Below are 17541 nucleotides of genomic sequence, written 5' to 3' on the forward strand. Positions count from 1 at the left end.
GGGTGGTTCTCAGCCCTTGATGGCGCCGGTGAGGACGCCCTTGGTGAAGTACTTCTGGAGGAAGGGGTAGGCGAGGAGGATCGGCACCAGGGCGATGACGAGCACGGCCATCTGGACCGAGGCCGTGGGCAGGTCGCGGACGATCGCCACGTCGGTGCCCTGCGCGGCTCCGCCGCGGAAGATGTACTGGCGCAGGACGAGCTGGATCGGGTGCTTGTCGTGGTCGTCGATGTAGAGGAGCGCGCTGAACCAGCTGTTCCAGTAGCCGACGGCGTAGAAGAGGCCGACCACCGCGATCACCGCCTTGGACAGCGGGATCGCGATCCGCCACATCATCCGCCACTCGCCGGCGCCGTCCATGCGGGCCGCCTCGAACAGCTCGTCGGGCAGCCCCTGGAAGAAGGCGCGGACCACGACCACGTTGAAGGCGTTCACCAGGACCGGCACGATCACCGACTGGTAGGTGTTCAGCATGCCCAGTTCTTTGACCATCAGGTAGGTCGGGATCATGCCGGGGGTGAACAGGAAGGTGGCCAGCACCATCATGAGGATCGGCCTGCCGCCGAGCATGCCCCGGCGCGACAGCGCGTAGCCGAGGAAGACCGTGCACAGCAGGCTCAGCGCGGTGCCGCAGAGGGTGATGCCGACGCTGGTCAGCACGGCCCGGGTCACCGCGCCGCCGGACAGGATCAGCCGGTACGCCTCCAGCGTCGGGTGGGCGGGGAGGAGCACGTAGCCGCCGCCGTTGGCGACGCTCTCCGCGCGCCCGGTGAGGCTGGTGCCCACGGCCAGACCGAACGGGTACAGCACGGCCAGCACGATCGCGGTCAGCACGGCGGTCTTCAGCGCGCGGCCCGCGACGGTCGGGCGCTCCATCCACGGCGGCCTCATCGGTAGATCCCCTGCTCTCCGAAGCGGTGGGCGAGCTTGTTCGCGGCGTAGATCAGGGCGGCGCCGATGAGGCCCTTCATCAGGCCGGCGGCGGTGCTCATCCCCCAGTCGCCGTTGATGACGCCGTGGTAGTAGATGTAGGTGTCGATCACCTCGGACGCCTCGGCCCCGACGGCGTCACGCTGGAGCACCATCTGCTCGAAGCCGACCGACAGGATGTCGCCCAGCCGCAGGATCAGCAGCATGATGATCACGGGCCGGATGCCGGGCAGCGTCACGTGCCACAGCCGGCGCTTCCAGTCGGCCCCGTCGATCGCGGCCGCCTCGTACTGGCTCACGTCGATCGCGGTGATGGCGGCCAGGAAGATGATGGTCCCCCAGCCGGTGTCCTTCCAGATCACCTGCGCGGTGGCCATGAGCTTGAACAGCTCCGGGTCGGCCATCAGGTTGCCGATGGTGACGTCGTGCGCGGCCAGGAACGTGGTGATCGTGCCGGCGCCGCCGATGACCTGCTGGAACATCGCGACCACGACCACCCACGACAGGAAGTGCGGAAGGTAGACGACGGTCTGGACGAGGCGCTTGACCCGGTTGCCGACCAGGGAGTTCAGCAGCAGCGCCAGGGCGATCGGGGCGGGGAAGTAGAGCAGGAGCTGGAGCGCGGTGATCTGCAGGGTGTTGCCCACGGCGGTCCAGAACTCCGGCTCCTCCAGGAGCATCACGAAGTTCTCCAGCCCCACCCATGGGCTTCCGTCGATCCCCAGGAACGGCGCGTAGTCCTTGAACGCGATCACGTTCCCGAGCAGGGGGACGTAGAAGAAGACGACGAAGTACAGCACGCCCGGCAGGCACAGGAGCAGCAGCGTCCAGTCGCGTCTCAGCCGATCGCGGAGGGTCCGGCGCTGGGGACGGGCGCCCACCTGGACCTCCGCCGCGGGGGCCGCCGTGGATACGACCACGTCTCACCTCCAGGTCAGAACGAATTTCCAGGAGGCTAGCGCCCATTTATGCAAGCAACTAGAGTAAATAGCGCAGGAACGAGCAATCGATGCACGGCGGCGATCCGGCCGTGACCCAAGAGTTACGGCGGCCCGGCCGCTCTCAGGCATGCCTGACCTAGGGGAACGGCATCACAGCCGGACCGCCCCGGCCCCGGGTGAAATATTCAAGCCGAGAGCGTAAACAGCAGCCGCTCGGCGTGGTCGAGTGCCAGCCGTACGGCGCCCACGGCGATGCACTCGCCGCCGAGCCCGGAGACGACGGCCCGCGGCGGGTACAGGCAGTACTCGTCCAGCACTTCCTGGATCGGCTCCACCAGCAGGTCACCCACGGAGGAGAGGTCGCCCCCGATGATCACCATCTCCGGGTCGAGCGGGTTGACCACGGTGATCAGGCCGGCCGCCAGGGCGCGCCCGAACTCCCTGACCGCCAGGCGGGCCTTCTCGTCGCCCGCGCGCGCCCGGCCGACGGCGAACTCCGCGCTCTGCCGGCCGCCCCGCAGCTCGCCGGGCTCCACCGCCATCGAGTAGTCCATCACGTGGCGGAAGGCCGACCAGTTGTCGTTGGGCTGGGAGCCGATCTCGCCCGAGGCGGCGTGGGCGCCCCGGTGCACCCGGCCGCCGATGAGCAGACCCATGCCGATCCGGTCGGCGGCGAAGAGGTAGACCACGTCGTCGCAGCCCCGGGCGGCCCCGCGCCAGTGCTCGGCCGTGACGGCCAGGCGCATGTCGTTCTCGACGACCACCGGCACCGGGAGCCGCGCGGACAGCTCGGCGTGCAGGTGCAGCCCGGTCCAGCCGGGCAGCACGATGCTCTTGACCACGCGGCCCTCGCCGTCGACCACGCCGGTGGTGCCCACGCCCACGACCGCCAGCTCGGTGACGGCGAGCCCGGCGTCGGCGGCGGCCAACCGGACCAGCTCGGCGACGGCGGACAGCCGGTCGGGCACCGGGGTGTCGGCGGGCAGCGGCTGCCTGCGCACCGCCCTGACCTCCCCGCCCAGGTCGCAGACCATGACCTGGAGGCTGGAGCTGTCGATGTGGACGCCGGCCACGTGCCCGGAGGAGGCGCGGAACCGGAAGCGCCGGGCCGGACGGCCGCGCTGGCGGTCGGCGCGCTCGTCCTCGGCGCACTCCTCGACCCAGCCGTCGGCCAGCAGCTCCTCGACGATCCCCTCGGCCGTGGGCCTGGACACGCCGGCGGCGGCGGCCAGCTCCGTCAGGGTGACGAGCTCCCGGCCGCGCAGGATGCGCAGGATCGCGTCGGAGTTGAGTCTTCTCAGGACGGACGCGTCACCGCTCACCTGTCTCATGCACTCGATCCTACTTTGACAAGATTCTTTAATAAAATGGAAAGCCTCTAGCCCGCGAGGGGGCGCCGGTGTCTGGACCGAGGAGAGAGCGAGCGAAGCGAGTGAACGACGAGGGAAGACACCGGACAAGAGCCCCCGAGCCGCGACGCGCAGCGTCGCCATGAACCCGCGAGGGGGCGCCGGTGTCTGGACCGAGGAGAGAGCGAGCGAAGCGAGTGAACGACGAGGGAAGACACCGGACAAGAGCCCCCGAGCCGCGACGCGCAGCGTCGCCATGAACCCGCGAGGGGGCGCCGGTGTCTGGACTGAGGAACGCAGCCGCGGAGCGGCGGAGTGACGAGGGAAGACACCGGGTCAAGAGCCCCCGAGCCGCGACGCGCCAGCGTCGCCATGAACACAGCGTCGCCATGAGTACAGCAAGGGCCCTTTGGTCAAAGTTTGCCGGAGATCGCGGAGTCGGCCCGCGGACCATTCCCGTCGCCACCCGAACCCTCTCCGACCAGCGAGGACATTGTCCCGGCCCGGGTTTCCCCGGGGATTACGTGACCACGTTCACATGATGAGAGCCGTCTGGAAGACATGACCCGGCTCATTGCGGGGACGGTGATTTCGTGAAGGGATCCGAGCTGCTGGGGCACATCGCACTTCCAGGAGACGCCGCGTCCGTTCCGCAGGCCCGGCGGTACGTCCGCGACCTCTTGGAGGCCGCGGGCCATCCCCGTACGGACGACGCGCTCCTCCTCGTCACCGAGCTGGTGACCAACGCGGTACGGCACTCCGACTCCGGCCGCCAGCCAGACGGGAAGGTCACTCTGATCATCATGTGCCGGGACGGGACGATCCTGATCGACGTGATCGACGAGGGATCGCCGGGCACCGCCCCCGAGCTCAGGACGGACGTCCAGGCCGACTGCGGCGGCGGCCGGGGGCTGTGGCTGGTGCGGGAGTTGTCCACCGCGTGGGGCTGGCGCGACGACCAGGCCGGGCGGGTGGTGTGGTTCCAGATAGCCGAGAACGACCGTGAACCGGCCCACGCGTGACCGGCCGGACCATGCCCGGCCGCGGGCGAACCCGTACCTGACCGCCCGGACCGCGCCGGAGCGGACCCCCGCGTGACCACCACCGGCCCGCGCATGAGCACCACCGGCCCGCGCGAACCGCGCCCGGCAGCGGATCGGCTCGCGTGACCGCCACCGGCCCGCGCGTGACCGCCTGACCGCCCCCGGAGGCCGCCCGGTGGACGGGGCGCGGGAGAATGTCCCCCCATGGAAGAAGCCCGCATCGCGATAGCGCCGCCGCCCGGTCCGGAGGCGGACGGGGCAGGTGACCGCGCCAACTCCCCCGCCCTCGACCACCTGCGCGCCCGGGTCGCCGAGGCCGTGACCGCCGGAGGCGGTTCCAACGTCCCGCCCGCCGAGGCCAACGGGCTCGTGTGGCTGGTGCCGGGTGACCCGGACGGGCTGGCGCGGATGCTGGACGACCATCCCGGGATCGGGTGGGTGCAGTTCCCCTGGGCGGGCGTGGAGAAGTTCGCCGAGGCCGGGATCCTCCGTCGGCCGCAGACCTTCACCTGCGCCAAGGGGTCGTTCGCCGGGCAGGTCGCCGAGCACGCGCTGCTGCTGACGCTGGCCTGTCTGCGCAGCGTCGTACGGCAGGCCCGCACGCCCCACTGGTGCTCGGCGGACCCGCGTTCCCTGCACGGCCGCCGGGTGACGATCCTCGGCGGCGGGGGCATCGCCACGGAGCTGGTCCGCCTGCTCGCGCCGTTCGGCTGCCGGGTCCGGGTGCTCCGCCGCCGGCCGGACAAGGTCGAGGGCGCCGAGAAGACGCTGCCGTCCTCGGCCCTGCACGACGTGCTCGGCGACACCGACGTCCTGGTCCTCGCCCTGGCCCTGACACCCGAGACGCGGTACGTCGTCGACGCCGCCGAGCTGGCGCTGCTGCCGCGGCACGCCGTCGTGGTCAACGTCGCCCGGGGCGAGCACATCCGGACCGGCGCGCTGGTCGAGGCCCTCCGCTCCGGGACGATCTCCGCCGCCGGGCTGGACGTGACGGACCCCGAGCCGCTGCCCGAGGGCCATCCGCTGTGGGACGACCCCCGGGTGCTCATCACCTCGCACAGCGCCGACTCCGCCGACTACACCACCCGGGTGCTCAGCGAGCGGGTCGAGCGCAACGTGCGCAACCTGCTGGCCGGCCGGCCCCTGGAAGGCGTGATCGACCCCGAAGCGGGCTACTGACCGTCGACGGGCCCGCCCGGGACCGTCGAGGGGTCCGCCCGGTCCCTCCCTCCCGGGCACCGCGTCCGTTGTCCTTTCAGGCCCCGGTGACGGGGGTCGCGCCCGTGGCGGAGGAGATCAGATCGCGGTAGACGAGCGGGTCGGTGACACAGGCGCCGAGCCGTACGGTCTTGTTGGTGCCGTGGTAGTCGCTGGAGCCGGTGACCCGCAGGCCCAGGTCGCGGGCGAGGGCGCGGACGTGCTCCCGATCGGCCTCGACGTGCTCGGTGTGGTCGGCCTCGACGCCCCACAGACCCGCCTCGGCGAGACCCGCGATGAGCGCGTCGGGCAGGGCGTGGCCCCTGACCTCCGCCTTCGGGTGCGCCAGCACCGGCACCCCGCCGGCCTCGCGCACCAGCCGGACCGCGGCGAACACGTCGATGTCGTCCTTGGGCAGGCGGTAGCGGCGGCCCAGCCACTCGGGCCGGAACGCCTCGTCCACGTTCCTGACCAGGCGGCGCCGGACGAGCGCCTGCGCCAGGTGGGGGCGGCCGACCGTGCCGCCCGCCGCGTACCGGCGCACCTCGGAGACGGTCACGTCGATGCCGTCGGCGTTCAGCAGCTCGACGGTCCTCTCGGCCCGCCGCTCCCGGGAGCGGCGCACCCCGGCCAGTTCCGCGGCCAGCGGCTCGTACGCGGGGTCGAACAGATAGGCCAGCAGGTGCAGCCCCATCGTCGGCTCCGTGCCGTACCACCGTCCCGACAGCTCGGCGCCGCGCACCAGCGTCAGCCCGGCGGGCAGCGCGGCCACGGCGGCGTCCCACCCGGCCGTGGTGTCGTGGTCGGTGATCGCCACCACGTCCAGCCCGGCCGCGGCGGCCTCGGCCATCAGTTCCGCCGGGGAGTCGGTGCCGTCGCTGGCCGTGGAGTGGGTGTGCAGGTCGATGCGCATACCGCCAGCTTCCCAGCGATCCGCGGACGATGCGCCATGGACAATCGTGCGTCCCGGATAAGGGAGAAGACGTGTAGATCGGGCAGTGGACCGGGATGCGGATCGGACACGGCGAAACGAGCGGCCTCTTTCATGCGCCGGACGGCTCCCACGTGCCGACCGGCCCCGACATACCGACCGGCTCCCATGTGCCGACCGGCTCTCACATACCGACCGGCTTCCATGTGCCGGACGGACCTCATATGCCGGACGCCGTCGGCGCGCCGGACGATCCTGAAGCGCCGGGCGGTCCCCAGCCGGGTGGTCTCCACGTGCCGGGGGGAGGCTCCAACGTGCCGGAGACCGGTCCCCACGTGCCGGAGACCGGTCCCCACGTGTCGGAGACCGGTCCTCACGCGCCGGAGGGAGGTTCGCGTTCGCTGGCGGGCCGTTACCGGCTGCTGGCCCCGCTCGGCGCGGGCGGCATGGGCGTCGTCTGGCGGGCCCGGGACGAGCTGCTGCACCAGAGCGTGGCGGTCAAGGAGGTCTCGCTGCCCGCCCACCTGTCCGAGCGGGACCGCGAGGAGCGGCTGCGGCGCACCCTCCGGGAGGCCCGTACGGCCGCCGCGCTGCGTGACCACCCCGGCATCGTGACCGTCTACGACGTGGTCGAGGAGGACGGCCGCCCGTGGATCATCATGGCCCTGGTCGAGGGGTCGTCCCTGGCCGGGGCGATCCGGGCCCGGCGGCGGCTGCCCGAGGCCGAGGTCGCCGTGATCGGGCGGCAGGTGATCGCCGCGCTGGTCGCGGCCGAGGCGGCGGGGATCGTGCACCGTGACGTCAAGCCCGCCAACATCCTTCTGGGGAGCGGCCAGGCCGTGCTGACCGACTTCGGGATCTCGGCCGCCGACGACGACCACACCGACCTGACCGGCACCGGCCGGCTCCTCGGCACGATCCCCTACCTGGCTCCCGAGCGCTTCGCGGGCCGTCCGGCCTCCGCCGCCACCGATCTGTGGGCCGTGGGCGTGACGCTGTACGAGGCGGTGGAGGGCCGCAAGCCGTTCGCCCGGGGAAGCACGGCCGCCACGATCGCGGCGATCATCAACGGGCTCCCGGACCCGGCCGAGCACGCCGGCCGGCTGCGTCCGGTCATCGAGGGACTGCTGCGCAAGGATCCGGCCGAGCGGCTGACCGCGGCCGAGGCGCTCGCCCTCCTCGCGCCGGTCGCCGGGACCGGTCCGGCCGTCCCGTCCCCGGTGACGGGCCCCGGTCCGGCCGTACGGCCCGGCGCGGCGCAGGCCCCGGCCCGTACGGCGAGCCCGAACCGTACGGTGGCCCCGAACCGTACGGTGGCCCCGGATCATACGGTGGTCCCGGATCATACGGCGGGTCCCGGCCGGAGCCCGGCGACGGACGACATCCCGGCCACGCAGGCGGGCGGAGCCGACTCGTGGACGGGCACGCCGACCCCGCGGACGGGTGCGGCGGCCAGCGGGATGGCGGCAGCCCGGACGGGCGAACCGGCCGCGCGGGTGGACGAGCGGGCGGCCGCCCGGCAGGGCACGGCGGCGAGCGAACCGAGATCGGCCGCCCGGCCGGCCGCCGCGGAACCGCGGGACCGGCGCGACGCGGAGCCGCGGAGCCCGGACACCGGGAAACCGCGGGACCCGGGCATCGCGGGATCACGGGACCGGCGCGACGCGGAGCCGTGGTCACGGAACCGGAGCGGCGCGGAGCCGCGGGACCGAGCCACCGCCCCCGGCTCGCGTACCCGGGCGACCACGGCGGGGTCGCGGACGCGGAGGACCGCGGCGGCGGGCGCGGGATACCTGCGGGCGCTGACGGCGACGGCGCCGGAACGGCTGCGCGAGCCGCTGCCGGCGGTGGCGGCGTGGTCGCGCGCCCTGCTCGCCGGGGGTACGACGCTGCGGCACTCCCTGGTGTCGGCGGCGGCCGGGACCGCGCGGCTGCGCGCCCGGGTGTCCGTGGCGACGGGCGCCGTCCTGCTGGCGGCCATGGTGACGATCGCGGTGGTCGTGGTGACCCAGCGGAACGCCCCCGGTGCGGACACCGGCCGGACGTCCGCCGTCGCCGAGGGGTCGGTGATGTCCGCCGTCCCGACGTCCGGACCGGCCACCGGCCGGGCTCCGGAGGCCGCGGCGAGCCGTACACCCGGGCCGGACCCGGGTGGGACGGCCGGGCCCGCCGTGAGCCCCGCCCCGAACGGGACGGCCGGTCCTGCCGGGAACCCGGGTCCGAGTCCCCCCGGGGACCGGTCCTCCGCCGGGGAACCCGCCGTCGCCTCCCCCGCCACGCCGCCGCCGGGTTTCCGCCTCTACCGGGACGGCAGGCATCGCTTCTCCCTGGCCGTTCCCGAGGGCTGGCACCGGGAGGTGCGGAAGAGCCAGGTGGGCTGGGTGTCCGGCAGGGGCAAGAGCGCCTCCGTCCGCCTCCTGGGCGTCCTCGCCGACCCGGAGAAGAAGGAGAAACGCTCCCCGGAACGCATCCTCGCCGAGCTGCGCGACGGGCTGAAGCCGCTGCTGATGGCGCGCGGTTCCTACCGGGAGTTACGGAAGGGCCCGGTCGCCTTCCCCGGGGGGAAGGGCGCCGAGCTGGAGTTCCGTTTCGCGCGCAAGGGATCGCCGAAGCAGATCCACCGTTTCTACGCCCGGTGCGTGGTCCGCGACGGCGGCGGCAGCGGGATGTTCTGGTTCTCCACCCCCGCGGAGCGGTCCGGCGCCGCCTCGTACATCAACACGTTCGCGAGCACCTTCAGGCTGGGCTGACGGCCGCCCCACGCCGTCTACGGGCCCGGTGCGCCACCGCCCGGTGGGCCATCACCCAGCGGGCCACCACCCGGCGGGCCGGCTCCCGGCAGGCCGGCTCCCGCCGGCGACGGGCCGGGCGCGGGTGGACCCGCCGGGAAGGACCCGTCCCATCCCCCGGCGGTCACCTCCGGGCGGGCCGCTTCCCACCGGTGGCGACGACGCGGGCCGCGGCGAGGTAGGCGGCCAGCAGGCTCTCGGCCACCGCCTTGACCGTCTCGTCCCCCGGCAGGAACGTCGGGGTGTGCAGCCCCGACACCGTGTCGGTGCCCACGAAGAGCATCAGCGACGGCACGGCCGACGCGAAGTGGGCGAAGTCGTCGGCCCCGCAGGAGCGCAGGATGGCGGGCGTGTGCCAGGCGGTTTCGGTGAGCAGCCGGGCCGTCTCGTCGGCCAGGCGTTCGTCGTTGACCAGCGGCGGCTCGCCCAGCGCGATCCACACCTCCGCCTCGCAGCCGTGGGCGCGGGCCATCCCCTCGGCGATCTCACGGAACCGGTCCTGCAGCCGCCAGCGCCAGGTATCCGACATCGCGCGGAGTGTTCCTCTGGCGACGGCCCGGCCGGGGATGGCGTTGGGGGCGGTGCCGGCGCTCACCGTCCCGAAGGTGATGACGGTCGGCACCATGGGGTCGGCGTCCCGGCTGACGAGCTGCTGCGCGGCCACGACGATCTGGGACAGCGCCAGGACGGGGTCCCGGCCGAGCTGGGGGTAGGCGGCGTGGGCGCCGCGGCCCCGCACGGTGAGGGTGAACTCGTCGGCGGAGGCGTTGACCGCACCGGACGTGCAGGCGGTCTGGCCGACGGCGAGCACCGGCTGGACGTGCGCGGCGATCATCGCACCGATCCGGTGCCGTTCGAGCGCGCCGGACTTGACGATGTCGAGCGCCCCCGAGGGGTGGGTCTCCTCGCGCGGCTGCAGGACCGCGACCATCGGGGTCTCCGGCCGTACGCGGTCGACGGCCCTGGTCAGCGCGGCCAGCGCGGCGAGGTGGACGTCGTGGCCGCAGGCGTGCATGGCGCCGTTGCGCGAGGCCCAGGGGACGCCCGTCTCCTCGGTGATCGGCAGGGCGTCCAGCTCGCCGCGCACGCCGATGGCCGGGCCGCCCTCGCCGACGCGGAGCATCGCGCCGGTTCCGGCCACCCGCTCCAGGACGCCGTCCCCGGGCAGCGCGTCGAGCATCCGCTTGAGCGTCGGCTCCTCGGTGCCCGCGAGGTACGGCTCGGCGTGCAGTTCCCTCCGCAGCTCGTAGGCGGCGGGGAGTTCGTCGTGAAGCGCGGCGTACAGCCGCTCGTGGACGTCCTTCACCTGGCCTCCCCGGCGCCGGGACGATGGGAGCCGGTCACCCCGCTTCCTTCCGGGCTTCCCGTGGGCCGATGGGCGTGGGTGCCGTACATGCTTCCTCCCCGAGATAGACAGGCGATAAGTCCGTTAAATCCACTAATAGTTATTCCGCTTCCCCGCGAGACACGGATGATGCGGCCCGCGCCGTTTCCCGGGGCGCACCGCTCCCACGGCCGCCCGGTCTCCGGGCCGCGTCCCCGTTCAGGCCGCTCCCCCATCCGGCCCGTCCCCCGTGCGGCCCGCCCTCGATCAGGCCGCTCCCCCGCCCGGCCCGTCCCCGAACCCGTTCAGGCCGCCGTGCGGCCCGTCCCCGGACCCGTTCGAGCCGCCGTCCCCCAGCCCGTAGACCCGGCGGGCGTTCTCCGCGCCGATCATCGTTGCCACCCGCACCGCCTGCTCCGCGCTCCACTCCCCCTCGGTCACGAAGCCGCCGAGAACCCGGGTCATCGCCCGCCGCCACAGCAGGGCGCCCAGATGGTGCAGCTCGGCGGGCCCGCAAGCGTCGGAGGAGAAGAGGATCTTGGCGAACGGCGCGAGCTCCAGGCTCTCGGCCACGACGGCCGCCGCCCGCGCCCCGGTGTGGTGCACGCCCAGCCCGACGTCGAAGAAGACGTGCGGGTACGCCTGCGCCAGGAAGCCCGCGCCGCGATGGAACGGGTAGCAGTGCAGCAGGAGCAGCGGGATCCCGCGCGGCTCGGCCAGTTCCACGAAGCCGCGCAGCAGCAGCGGGTCGGCGCGGCGGAGGTCGAGGTCGGGGTCACCGTACCCGGTGTGGAACTGCAGCGGCAGCCCGCGCCCGACGCCCGTCCAGATGAGGTGGCGCACCAGCACCGGGTCGTCCAGGCGGGTCCCGCCGGTCCGCTCGACCCGACGCAGCCAGCGGCCGGCCGCCGCGGTCACCTCCCCCGGGGAGGGCGGGGCGGGGTCGAAGTCGAGGCCGCAGCGGTAGGCGGCGACGGTCTTCAGGCCGCGCGCCGTACGGCTGCGCTCCCACAGGGCCGCCTCGAAGGCGGCGGCGAAGGCCGCGGCGCCGACGCCCTCGGCGGCGACCCGCTCGGCGACCGCCTCCAGCCGGACGATCTCGTCGGCGGGCCGGCCGGTCAGGGCGGACATCCCGGACGGTCCCAGCAGTTCACCGGCCCGGTAGCCGGTCTCCACCAGGAAGCGGTCCACTCCGGCGGCGGCGAGCAGCCGCCGGCCGGTCTCCTCGGCGCCCAGCTCGGCGCGGCGGGCGAGGTAGGCGTCCGGTTCGGGATGCGGATCGAGGCCGAGCACGGGCGCGCAGTGACGGAGGACGGCGAAGCCGAGCTGTGAGTCGAACCGGGTCGTCCAGGCGGGCACCGGCCGGTCCGACTCGGTGAGCGCCTCCTCGAACTCCCACCGCGGCAGGTCGCGGACCAGCACCCCGTGGACGTGGTGGTCCACCAGCGGGATCTCCCCGATCGCCCGCCGCAGGTCCTCCAGGCCGGCCATCGGACCACCTCCGCCCGCCTCACGGCCGCTCTCCCACCATTGTGGGCACCGGCCGGACGCCCCGGTCGTACGGCCGCGCCCGTGTCACGGCCGGGCCGGGTAGGCCGGACGGGCGGGTCCGGCGGAACCCCGGCACGGAACCGGTGGGCGTTCAGCGGGACGGCGCGGTCACCGGGTCGTCCCAGGAGAGGCGGTGGTCGTACATCCAGGCCAGCATGTCCTTCTTCTCCACCTGCCGCATGATCGTCGGCAGCACGAGGTCACGGAGGAACGCGCCGGCGGGTCCCGGGGCCTTGCCGCTGCCGTTGCGCCGTCCCTGGGCCACAACCTTCTCCACCCGCTCGCGCCGCAGCCGTTCGAAGGCGGCGAACGCCTCGCGCGTACCGGGCACGTCGCGCAGGCACCTGGCCAGCACCACCGCGTCCTCGATGGCCATGGACGCGCCCTGGCCCGAGGAGGGCGAGGTCGCGTGCGCGGCGTCGCCCAGGAGCACCATGCGGTCGTTGAACCACGTCGGCACGGTCGGGAAGTCGTAGGTGTTCCAGGGGCCCAGGATGTCGCGGGTAGCGCCGATGACGTCGGCCATCGGCCCGGTGTCGCCCTCGAACAGCTCCAGCAGCCTGGCCCGCCACCGCTCCGGGCCGATCGCGGCCAGCTCCTCCTGGGTCGGCTCCTCGGGGCTCGCCGGGTTGGCGAACCACCACACCTCTCCGTCCGGGTGGATCACGTAGCCGAAGAAACACCTCCTGCCGAAGATGAAGTAGCTCGTCCCGGGGACGCCCGGCACCGTGACGCCGCGGGCGAAGCCTCCGGCGTTCAGCAGGCCGACGTGCCGGGCCCGCGGCGCGCCGTGGTCGATGATCGTCCGGGTGCGCGAGCGCAGGCCGTCGGCGCCGATCAGCAGGTCGCCCTCGGCGGTGCTCCCGTCCGCGAAGACCGCCCGCACGCCGTCCGGGGTGGCCGAGGCGTCGGTGAGGCGCCTGCCGTAGTGGATCGGCACGCCGCGCCGTACGGCCTCGTCGCGCAGCGCCCGGTAGAGGTCGGCGCGCCGGATCGTCCGGGAGGGCCGGCGCTGGACGGCGAGCCGCCTGCCGCGCCGGTTGAGGATCTCCATCCGCGGCGAGTCCACGCCCAGGTCGCGGACGATGTCGTACAGGTCGAGCAGGCGCAGCGCCTCCATCCCGTTGGTCGCGAGCGTGAGGAAGGCGCCCACGCCTTCGGAGCCGCGGTCGTACGCCTCGAACACCTCGCCGTCGATGCCGGCGCGCCGCAGGGCCATGGCCGTGACCGGGCCGGCGATGCCCCCGCCGATGATCAGAGCTTTCTTGGTCATGAAATGAATATACATAAAATGACTAACAAGGACCAGGGATGGCCGCCGTTACGATGACAGGCATGTCGACGAGGCGATCTCCACTGGCCATGGCGCTGCTCTCCCTGGTCAGCGAGGCGCCGATGCACGCCTACCGGATGCAGCAGCTGATCAAGGAGCGGCACAAGGACGACGTGGTCAACGTCGCGCAGCGCAACAGCGTCTACCAGACGATCGACCGGCTGCTGCGTGCCGGGCTCATCGCGGTCCGGGAGACCTCGCGCGAGGAGAACCGCCCCGAGCGGACCGTCTACGAGCCGACCGGCGAGGGCCACGAGACGCTGCGGCGGTGGATGCGGGAGATGCTCTCCGCCCCCGCCCGGGAGTTCCCCGAGTTCCCCGCGGCCCTGGCCTTCCTGCCGGTGCTGGAGCCCGACGAGGTCCGCGCGGCGCTGGAGGAGCGGGTCGCGTCCCTGGAGACCCGGCTGGCCTCGCTGGAGCAGGAGCTGGCGGAGGGGGCGGCCTTCCTGGAGCGCGTCTTCCTCGTGGAGAGCGAGTACCAGCGGACCGCGCTCACCGCGGAGCTCGGCTACGTCCGCGGCCTCGCCGAGGACCTCCGCTCGGGCCGCCTCGCCTGGGACTACCGGCTCCCCTAGTCGACCGGTACGGCCCGGCGGGCGGCCCCGCCGCCGAAGGTCAGCCGGAGCCGCCCGTCTCGGCGGCGATCCGGCCGGCCAGGCGCTCGTAGCGCTGCCGGGCCGCCTGGGAGGTGCCCAGCCCGAGCCCGAAGGCGATCTCCTGCCAGGTGAGACCGCGGCCCCGGGCCATCTGCAGGAGCCCCGCCTCAAGCTGGTCCATCTCCGCGCGGGCCAGCGGGATGAGGGTCAGGGCGGCGGTGATGTCGGCGTTGTCCACCTCCGGCTCGCCCTCCTCCGGCAGGGCGGAGCCCGCGGCGAGGAACGAGACGAGCCTGACGGCCTCGTGCGGGCCGAGCACCGACGGGTGGACCTGCCGGGAGCGCTGCTCCTCGGTGGCGGCGTGCCGGTCGGCGATGCGCGACAGCGCGGCGTACACGCGGTGCGCCCGCGCCTGCCCCGGGTCGGGGGGCGTGAAGGGATCGAGTGACTGCGATGACTGGTCGGTATCAGAAGACATGCGATCAGCATGGCTCCGGCAACACAACGTTGTCAACGAATTGATTTAAACGAAATGTTCAAAAGAGGGTGACGGTTCGGCGCTCTCCCCCACCGCGCCGTGTGGATCGCCCCCCGGTCCGGCCCGGCACATGACATCCCCACCTGACGTCCCCCGTCACGTGACGTTCCCACCTGACGCGCCACCCGTCACGCGACACTCCGATCCGACGTGCCACCCGCCACGCCGTACGACTCCACCCGCCCTGGCAGGCGTCCGTCACGCCGTACGGCCTCACCTCTCGGCCGGCCCGTCACGCCGTGCGGTTCGGCCCGTTCCCGGCGGCCGGGGCGCCGGGGGTCCGCGGGTGCGGGACGGGCGCACCGAAGACGAACCAGACGACCTTCCCTCCGGCGGCCGGCCAGGTGACGCCCCAGCCGTCGGTCAGGACGCCGACGATCTGCAGGCCACGCCCGCCGGTGGCCTCGTCGTCGGCCTCGCACACCCGGGGTGTCCCGGCCCCCGGATCGAACAGCTCGCCGTACACGTGGCCGGCACCGCAGCGCAGCCTGAGCGCGCACGCCGCGCCGCCGTGCCGGACGGCGTTGGTGACCAGCTCGCTGACGACGAGCACGCAGTCGTCCACCAGGTCCCCGGCCCCGGACAGGGCGAGCTCGTCGCGCACCAGGGAACGCGCGTCACGCACGCTGGCGGGGGTCGCGGGCAGCAGGCGCTCGGCCGTGCGGGTGAAAGCCGTGCCTGCGGAGACCACGGGCGCGGGCACGACAGGCGCGGGCACGGCATGCCCGGACGCCACCCGGACCGGCGCGGCGTGGGCGGCGGGTCCGTGGGCGGACGCCGGGCCGAGCGGCTCGGCGCACGAGCTGGGCTGGAGGGTCACCTGCTTCTCCTCTGCATGGGAGCGCTCCCACACCTCAATGTAGAGGAGATGACCGGGTTATGTGAACTGATTGCGACACAACTGTTTCGTCCGGATCCCCTTTCCTCACCCGACCTTCGGCGACACCCGCGGACTCAAGGAAGCTGCGGCAGGACCTTCGCCCCGAAGGCGTCGATGAACGCCTCCTGCTTCTGGCCCACGTGGTGCAGATAGATCTCGTCGAAGCCCAGCTCCACGTACTCGCCGATCCGGGCCGCGTGCCATCCCAGGTCCGTCGAGACGTTGACCGACTCGGTCACCTTCGACGGCGGCACGTCGGCGGTGACCATGTCGAACAGCTCGGCGCTGTCGATGTCCCAGCTCACCGGCGGGCCGAAGACGTTGCTCCGCCACTGGTCGTGGGCGGTCGCCAGCGCCTCGTCCTCGCTTTCGGCCCAGCTCAGGTGGACCTGCAGGACCGCCTTGCCCTTCCCTCCGGCGTCGCGGTAGGCGCCGAGGACCTCGCGCAGCGTCTCCACGGGGCCGTTCACGGTGATCAGCCCGTCCGCCCACTCCGCGCACCACTGGGCGGTCCGCGCGCTCACCGCCGCGCCGAACAGCTCCGGCGGGACCTCCGGCCTGGTCCACAGCCGGGCCCGGTCCACGGTGACCAGGCCGTCGTGGCTGACCTCCTCACCGGCCAGCAGCGCCCGGATGACGTCGACGCACTCCCGCAGCCGCGCCGTACGGACGTCCTTGCGCGGCCAGCGGTCGCCGGTGATGTGCTCGTTGCTCGCCTCGCCGGTGCCCAGCGCCGCCCAGAACCGTCCGGGGAACATCGCCCCCAGGGTGCCGATCGCCTGGGCGATGATCGCCGGATGGTAACGCTGGCCGGGAGCGTTGACCACGCCGAACGGCAGGCTCGTGGCCTGGAGGGCGGCGCCCAGCCAGGACCAGGCGAAACCGGAGTGGCCCTGCCGCGCGCTCCAGGGCGAGAAATGGTCCGAGGACATCGCCGCCGCGAACCCGGCCTGCTCGGCCCGCGTCACCGCCTTCAGCAGCTCGGCCGGATGGATCTGCTCGTGTGATGAGTGGAAGCCATAGGTCGCCATGGCACCCGGCTACCCGAACCGGGACGGTTCACGCGAAACCGCGCGTGACGGTCCCGCGCCGGTCGCGCATGCTGGTGGACGGAGGATCTTCGACGAGGAGGGAGCCGGGAATGGGCTCGAACGTGCCCCGGATGATGTGGCAGTTGCTGGAACCCCTGCACGCCGTCACCTACTTCGCACCGGAGGCGCGGTCGGCGGCCGACGCGGCCGGCATGCGCGGGTTCTGGATGGGATACTTCGCGACCCGGGCGGCTCCGCTCGGCGCGGTGGGCCCGGAGGTGGTCACCGCCGCCTTCCACGGTTTCCCGCCCGCCAGGGTGGCCCGGGCGCTGCCGGACGCCTGGGGGTTCGCGTCCCCGGAGGCCGTGCTCCGGGCGCGTCTCGACGGGGCCGGGGCCGCCCTGCGGCGGCTGCTCGCGGGCGCGGCGGCGCCGGGCTCCCCCGAGGGGGCCGGTTCGCTGCCGGACGCCCCGGAGAAGGCGGGTTCGCCGGCGGATGTCCCTGAGAAGGCGGGTCCGCTGCCGGACGTCCTGGAGGAGGCCGGTTCGCTCGCCTGGGAGGCGGCCCGCCGCGCCGACACCGCCGGGCGGGTGCTCGCCGCGGCGAACCAGGCCCTTCCCGAGCCGGCGGAGCCGTACCTGCGGCTGTGGCAGGCGGCGACCACGCTGCGCGAGCACCGCGGTGACGGGCACGTCGCCGTCCTCGTCGCCTGTGGCGTCTCCCCGGTCGAGGCCCACCTGCTCAAGATCGCCGCCGCCGAGACCGGCGCGGACGGGCTCCGCCTGGCCCGGAAGTGGGACGAGGCCGAGTGGGACGCGGCGCTCGGCTCCCTGCGCGCGCGGGGATGGCTGGACGGCGCGGGCCGCCTGACCGGGGAGGGCGCGCGGGAGCGCGACCGGATCGAACGGCTGACCGACGAGGCCGCGGCCGGCCCCTGGCGGGCGCTGGGTGAGGAGTCCACCGCCACGCTCGCCCGGCTGCTGTGGCCGCTGGCGAACGCGGTGATGGAGTCGGGCGTGTTCCCGGTGCCGAACCCGGTCGGCATGCCGTGGCCGCCCGAGCCGGTGGACGACCTCACCGGCGGCCCCGTGACACCCTGATCCATGAC

At 73.5% G+C, this 17541-nt stretch carries 15 protein-coding genes; 5 read left to right on the forward strand and 10 right to left on the reverse strand.

Going from position 1 to position 17541, the window contains the following annotated elements; all coding sequences use genetic code 11:
* Positions 1-9 precede the first annotated feature (9 nt).
* From ACQP10_RS30695 to ACQP10_RS30705, 3 genes are all read right to left on the reverse strand, one after another.
* Positions 10-876 carry a carbohydrate ABC transporter permease gene (locus ACQP10_RS30695; RefSeq protein WP_179824622.1) on the reverse strand — a complete coding sequence of 289 codons (867 nt, stop codon included), beginning with the start codon at positions 874-876 and terminating at the stop codon, positions 10-12.
* Between the two features lie 11 nt (positions 877-887).
* On the reverse strand, positions 888-1850 hold the full coding sequence (locus ACQP10_RS30700; RefSeq protein WP_346019336.1) for an ABC transporter permease: 963 nt from the start codon (positions 1848-1850) through the stop codon (positions 888-890).
* Positions 1851-2056: 206 nt separating this feature from the next.
* Positions 2057-3202, reverse strand: a complete 1146-nt coding sequence (locus ACQP10_RS30705) for an ROK family transcriptional regulator (RefSeq protein ID WP_399500190.1) — start codon at positions 3200-3202, stop codon at positions 2057-2059.
* Between the two features lie 611 nt (positions 3203-3813).
* On the opposite strand from ACQP10_RS30705, the gene ACQP10_RS30710 reads away from it, so the two are divergent.
* Together ACQP10_RS30710 and ACQP10_RS30715 are read left to right on the forward strand one after the other, a co-directional pair.
* Positions 3814-4242 (forward strand): ATP-binding protein, encoded by a 429-nt coding sequence (locus tag ACQP10_RS30710; protein WP_179824628.1) that lies wholly within the window; start codon positions 3814-3816, stop codon positions 4240-4242.
* 225 nt (positions 4243-4467) lie between these two features.
* Positions 4468-5442: a D-isomer specific 2-hydroxyacid dehydrogenase family protein gene (locus ACQP10_RS30715; RefSeq protein WP_433540186.1), complete on the forward strand. Its 975-nt coding sequence runs from the start codon at positions 4468-4470 to the stop codon at positions 5440-5442.
* Between the two features lie 76 nt (positions 5443-5518).
* Here the strand turns inward: ACQP10_RS30715 and ACQP10_RS30720 are convergent, their stop codons facing one another.
* Positions 5519-6373, reverse strand: coding sequence for a PHP domain-containing protein (locus ACQP10_RS30720; RefSeq protein WP_346019333.1), 855 nt, complete (start codon positions 6371-6373; stop codon positions 5519-5521).
* A gap of 332 nt (positions 6374-6705) precedes the next feature.
* On the opposite strand from ACQP10_RS30720, the gene ACQP10_RS30725 reads away from it, so the two are divergent.
* Positions 6706-9141, forward strand: coding sequence for a protein kinase domain-containing protein (locus ACQP10_RS30725; protein ID WP_433540187.1), 2436 nt, complete (start codon positions 6706-6708; stop codon positions 9139-9141).
* Positions 9142-9304: 163 nt separating this feature from the next.
* Here ACQP10_RS30725 and ACQP10_RS30730 read toward each other — a convergent pair whose 3' ends face one another.
* The 3 genes from ACQP10_RS30730 to ACQP10_RS30740 all read right to left on the reverse strand — a co-directional run bounded on the left by ACQP10_RS30730 (position 9305) and on the right by ACQP10_RS30740 (position 13328).
* Positions 9305-10486, reverse strand: coding sequence for a M20 metallopeptidase family protein (locus tag ACQP10_RS30730; RefSeq protein ID WP_389999722.1), 1182 nt, complete (start codon positions 10484-10486; stop codon positions 9305-9307).
* Positions 10487-10771: 285 nt separating this feature from the next.
* On the reverse strand, positions 10772-11995 hold the full coding sequence (locus ACQP10_RS30735; protein WP_433540188.1) for an amidohydrolase family protein: 1224 nt from the start codon (positions 11993-11995) through the stop codon (positions 10772-10774).
* A gap of 151 nt (positions 11996-12146) precedes the next feature.
* Positions 12147-13328 carry an FAD-dependent monooxygenase gene (locus ACQP10_RS30740; RefSeq protein WP_433540189.1) on the reverse strand — a complete coding sequence of 394 codons (1182 nt, stop codon included), beginning with the start codon at positions 13326-13328 and terminating at the stop codon, positions 12147-12149.
* Positions 13329-13390: 62 nt separating this feature from the next.
* Between ACQP10_RS30740 and ACQP10_RS30745 the strand changes: the two genes are divergently transcribed.
* Positions 13391-13963, forward strand: a complete 573-nt coding sequence (locus tag ACQP10_RS30745; RefSeq protein ID WP_389999713.1) for a helix-turn-helix transcriptional regulator — start codon at positions 13391-13393, stop codon at positions 13961-13963.
* 40 nt (positions 13964-14003) lie between these two features.
* On the opposite strand, the gene ACQP10_RS30750 is transcribed toward ACQP10_RS30745, so the two are convergent.
* From ACQP10_RS30750 to ACQP10_RS30760, 3 genes are all read right to left on the reverse strand, one after another.
* The gene (locus ACQP10_RS30750) at positions 14004-14462 is read right to left on the reverse strand and encodes a DNA-binding protein (RefSeq protein ID WP_179824645.1); all 459 of its coding nucleotides are present in this window, start codon (positions 14460-14462) and stop codon (positions 14004-14006) included.
* Between the two features lie 292 nt (positions 14463-14754).
* Positions 14755-15342, reverse strand: a complete 588-nt coding sequence (locus tag ACQP10_RS30755; RefSeq protein WP_433540190.1) for an ATP-binding protein — start codon at positions 15340-15342, stop codon at positions 14755-14757.
* Positions 15343-15476: 134 nt separating this feature from the next.
* Positions 15477-16433: a TIGR03885 family FMN-dependent LLM class oxidoreductase gene (locus ACQP10_RS30760; protein ID WP_179824649.1), complete on the reverse strand. Its 957-nt coding sequence runs from the start codon at positions 16431-16433 to the stop codon at positions 15477-15479.
* Positions 16434-16543: 110 nt separating this feature from the next.
* Here ACQP10_RS30760 and ACQP10_RS30765 point away from each other — a divergent pair, with 110 nt between their 5' ends.
* Complete coding sequence (locus ACQP10_RS30765; protein ID WP_389999707.1) at positions 16544-17533, forward strand: SCO6745 family protein; 990 nt, start codon at positions 16544-16546, stop codon at positions 17531-17533.
* Positions 17534-17541: the final 8 nt, after the last annotated feature.

The organism is Streptosporangium sandarakinum (assembly GCF_050942225.1).
Taxonomy (GTDB): Bacteria; Actinomycetota; Actinomycetes; order Streptosporangiales; family Streptosporangiaceae; genus Streptosporangium; species Streptosporangium nondiastaticum.

Bases quoted from the DNA above. Each gene is read 5' to 3' on its own strand.
- ACQP10_RS30695 (WP_179824622.1), bottom strand. From the start codon at position 876: ATGGAGCGCCCGACCGTCGCGGGCCGCGCGCTGAAGACCGCCGTGCTG.
- ACQP10_RS30705 (WP_399500190.1), bottom strand. From the start codon at position 3,202: ATGAGACAGGTGAGCGGTGACGCGTCCGTCCTGAGAAGACTCAACTCC.
- ACQP10_RS30715 (WP_433540186.1), top strand. From the start codon at position 4,468: ATGGAAGAAGCCCGCATCGCGATAGCGCCGCCGCCCGGTCCGGAGGCG.
- ACQP10_RS30720 (WP_346019333.1), bottom strand. From the start codon at position 6,373: ATGCGCATCGACCTGCACACCCACTCCACGGCCAGCGACGGCACCGAC.
- ACQP10_RS30735 (WP_433540188.1), bottom strand. From the start codon at position 11,995: ATGGCCGGCCTGGAGGACCTGCGGCGGGCGATCGGGGAGATCCCGCTG.
- ACQP10_RS30740 (WP_433540189.1), bottom strand. From the start codon at position 13,328: ATGACCAAGAAAGCTCTGATCATCGGCGGGGGCATCGCCGGCCCGGTC.
- ACQP10_RS30745 (WP_389999713.1), top strand. From the start codon at position 13,391: ATGTCGACGAGGCGATCTCCACTGGCCATGGCGCTGCTCTCCCTGGTC.
- ACQP10_RS30750 (WP_179824645.1), bottom strand. From the start codon at position 14,462: ATGTCTTCTGATACCGACCAGTCATCGCAGTCACTCGATCCCTTCACG.
- ACQP10_RS30760 (WP_179824649.1), bottom strand. From the start codon at position 16,433: ATGGCGACCTATGGCTTCCACTCATCACACGAGCAGATCCATCCGGCC.
- ACQP10_RS30765 (WP_389999707.1), top strand. From the start codon at position 16,544: ATGGGCTCGAACGTGCCCCGGATGATGTGGCAGTTGCTGGAACCCCTG.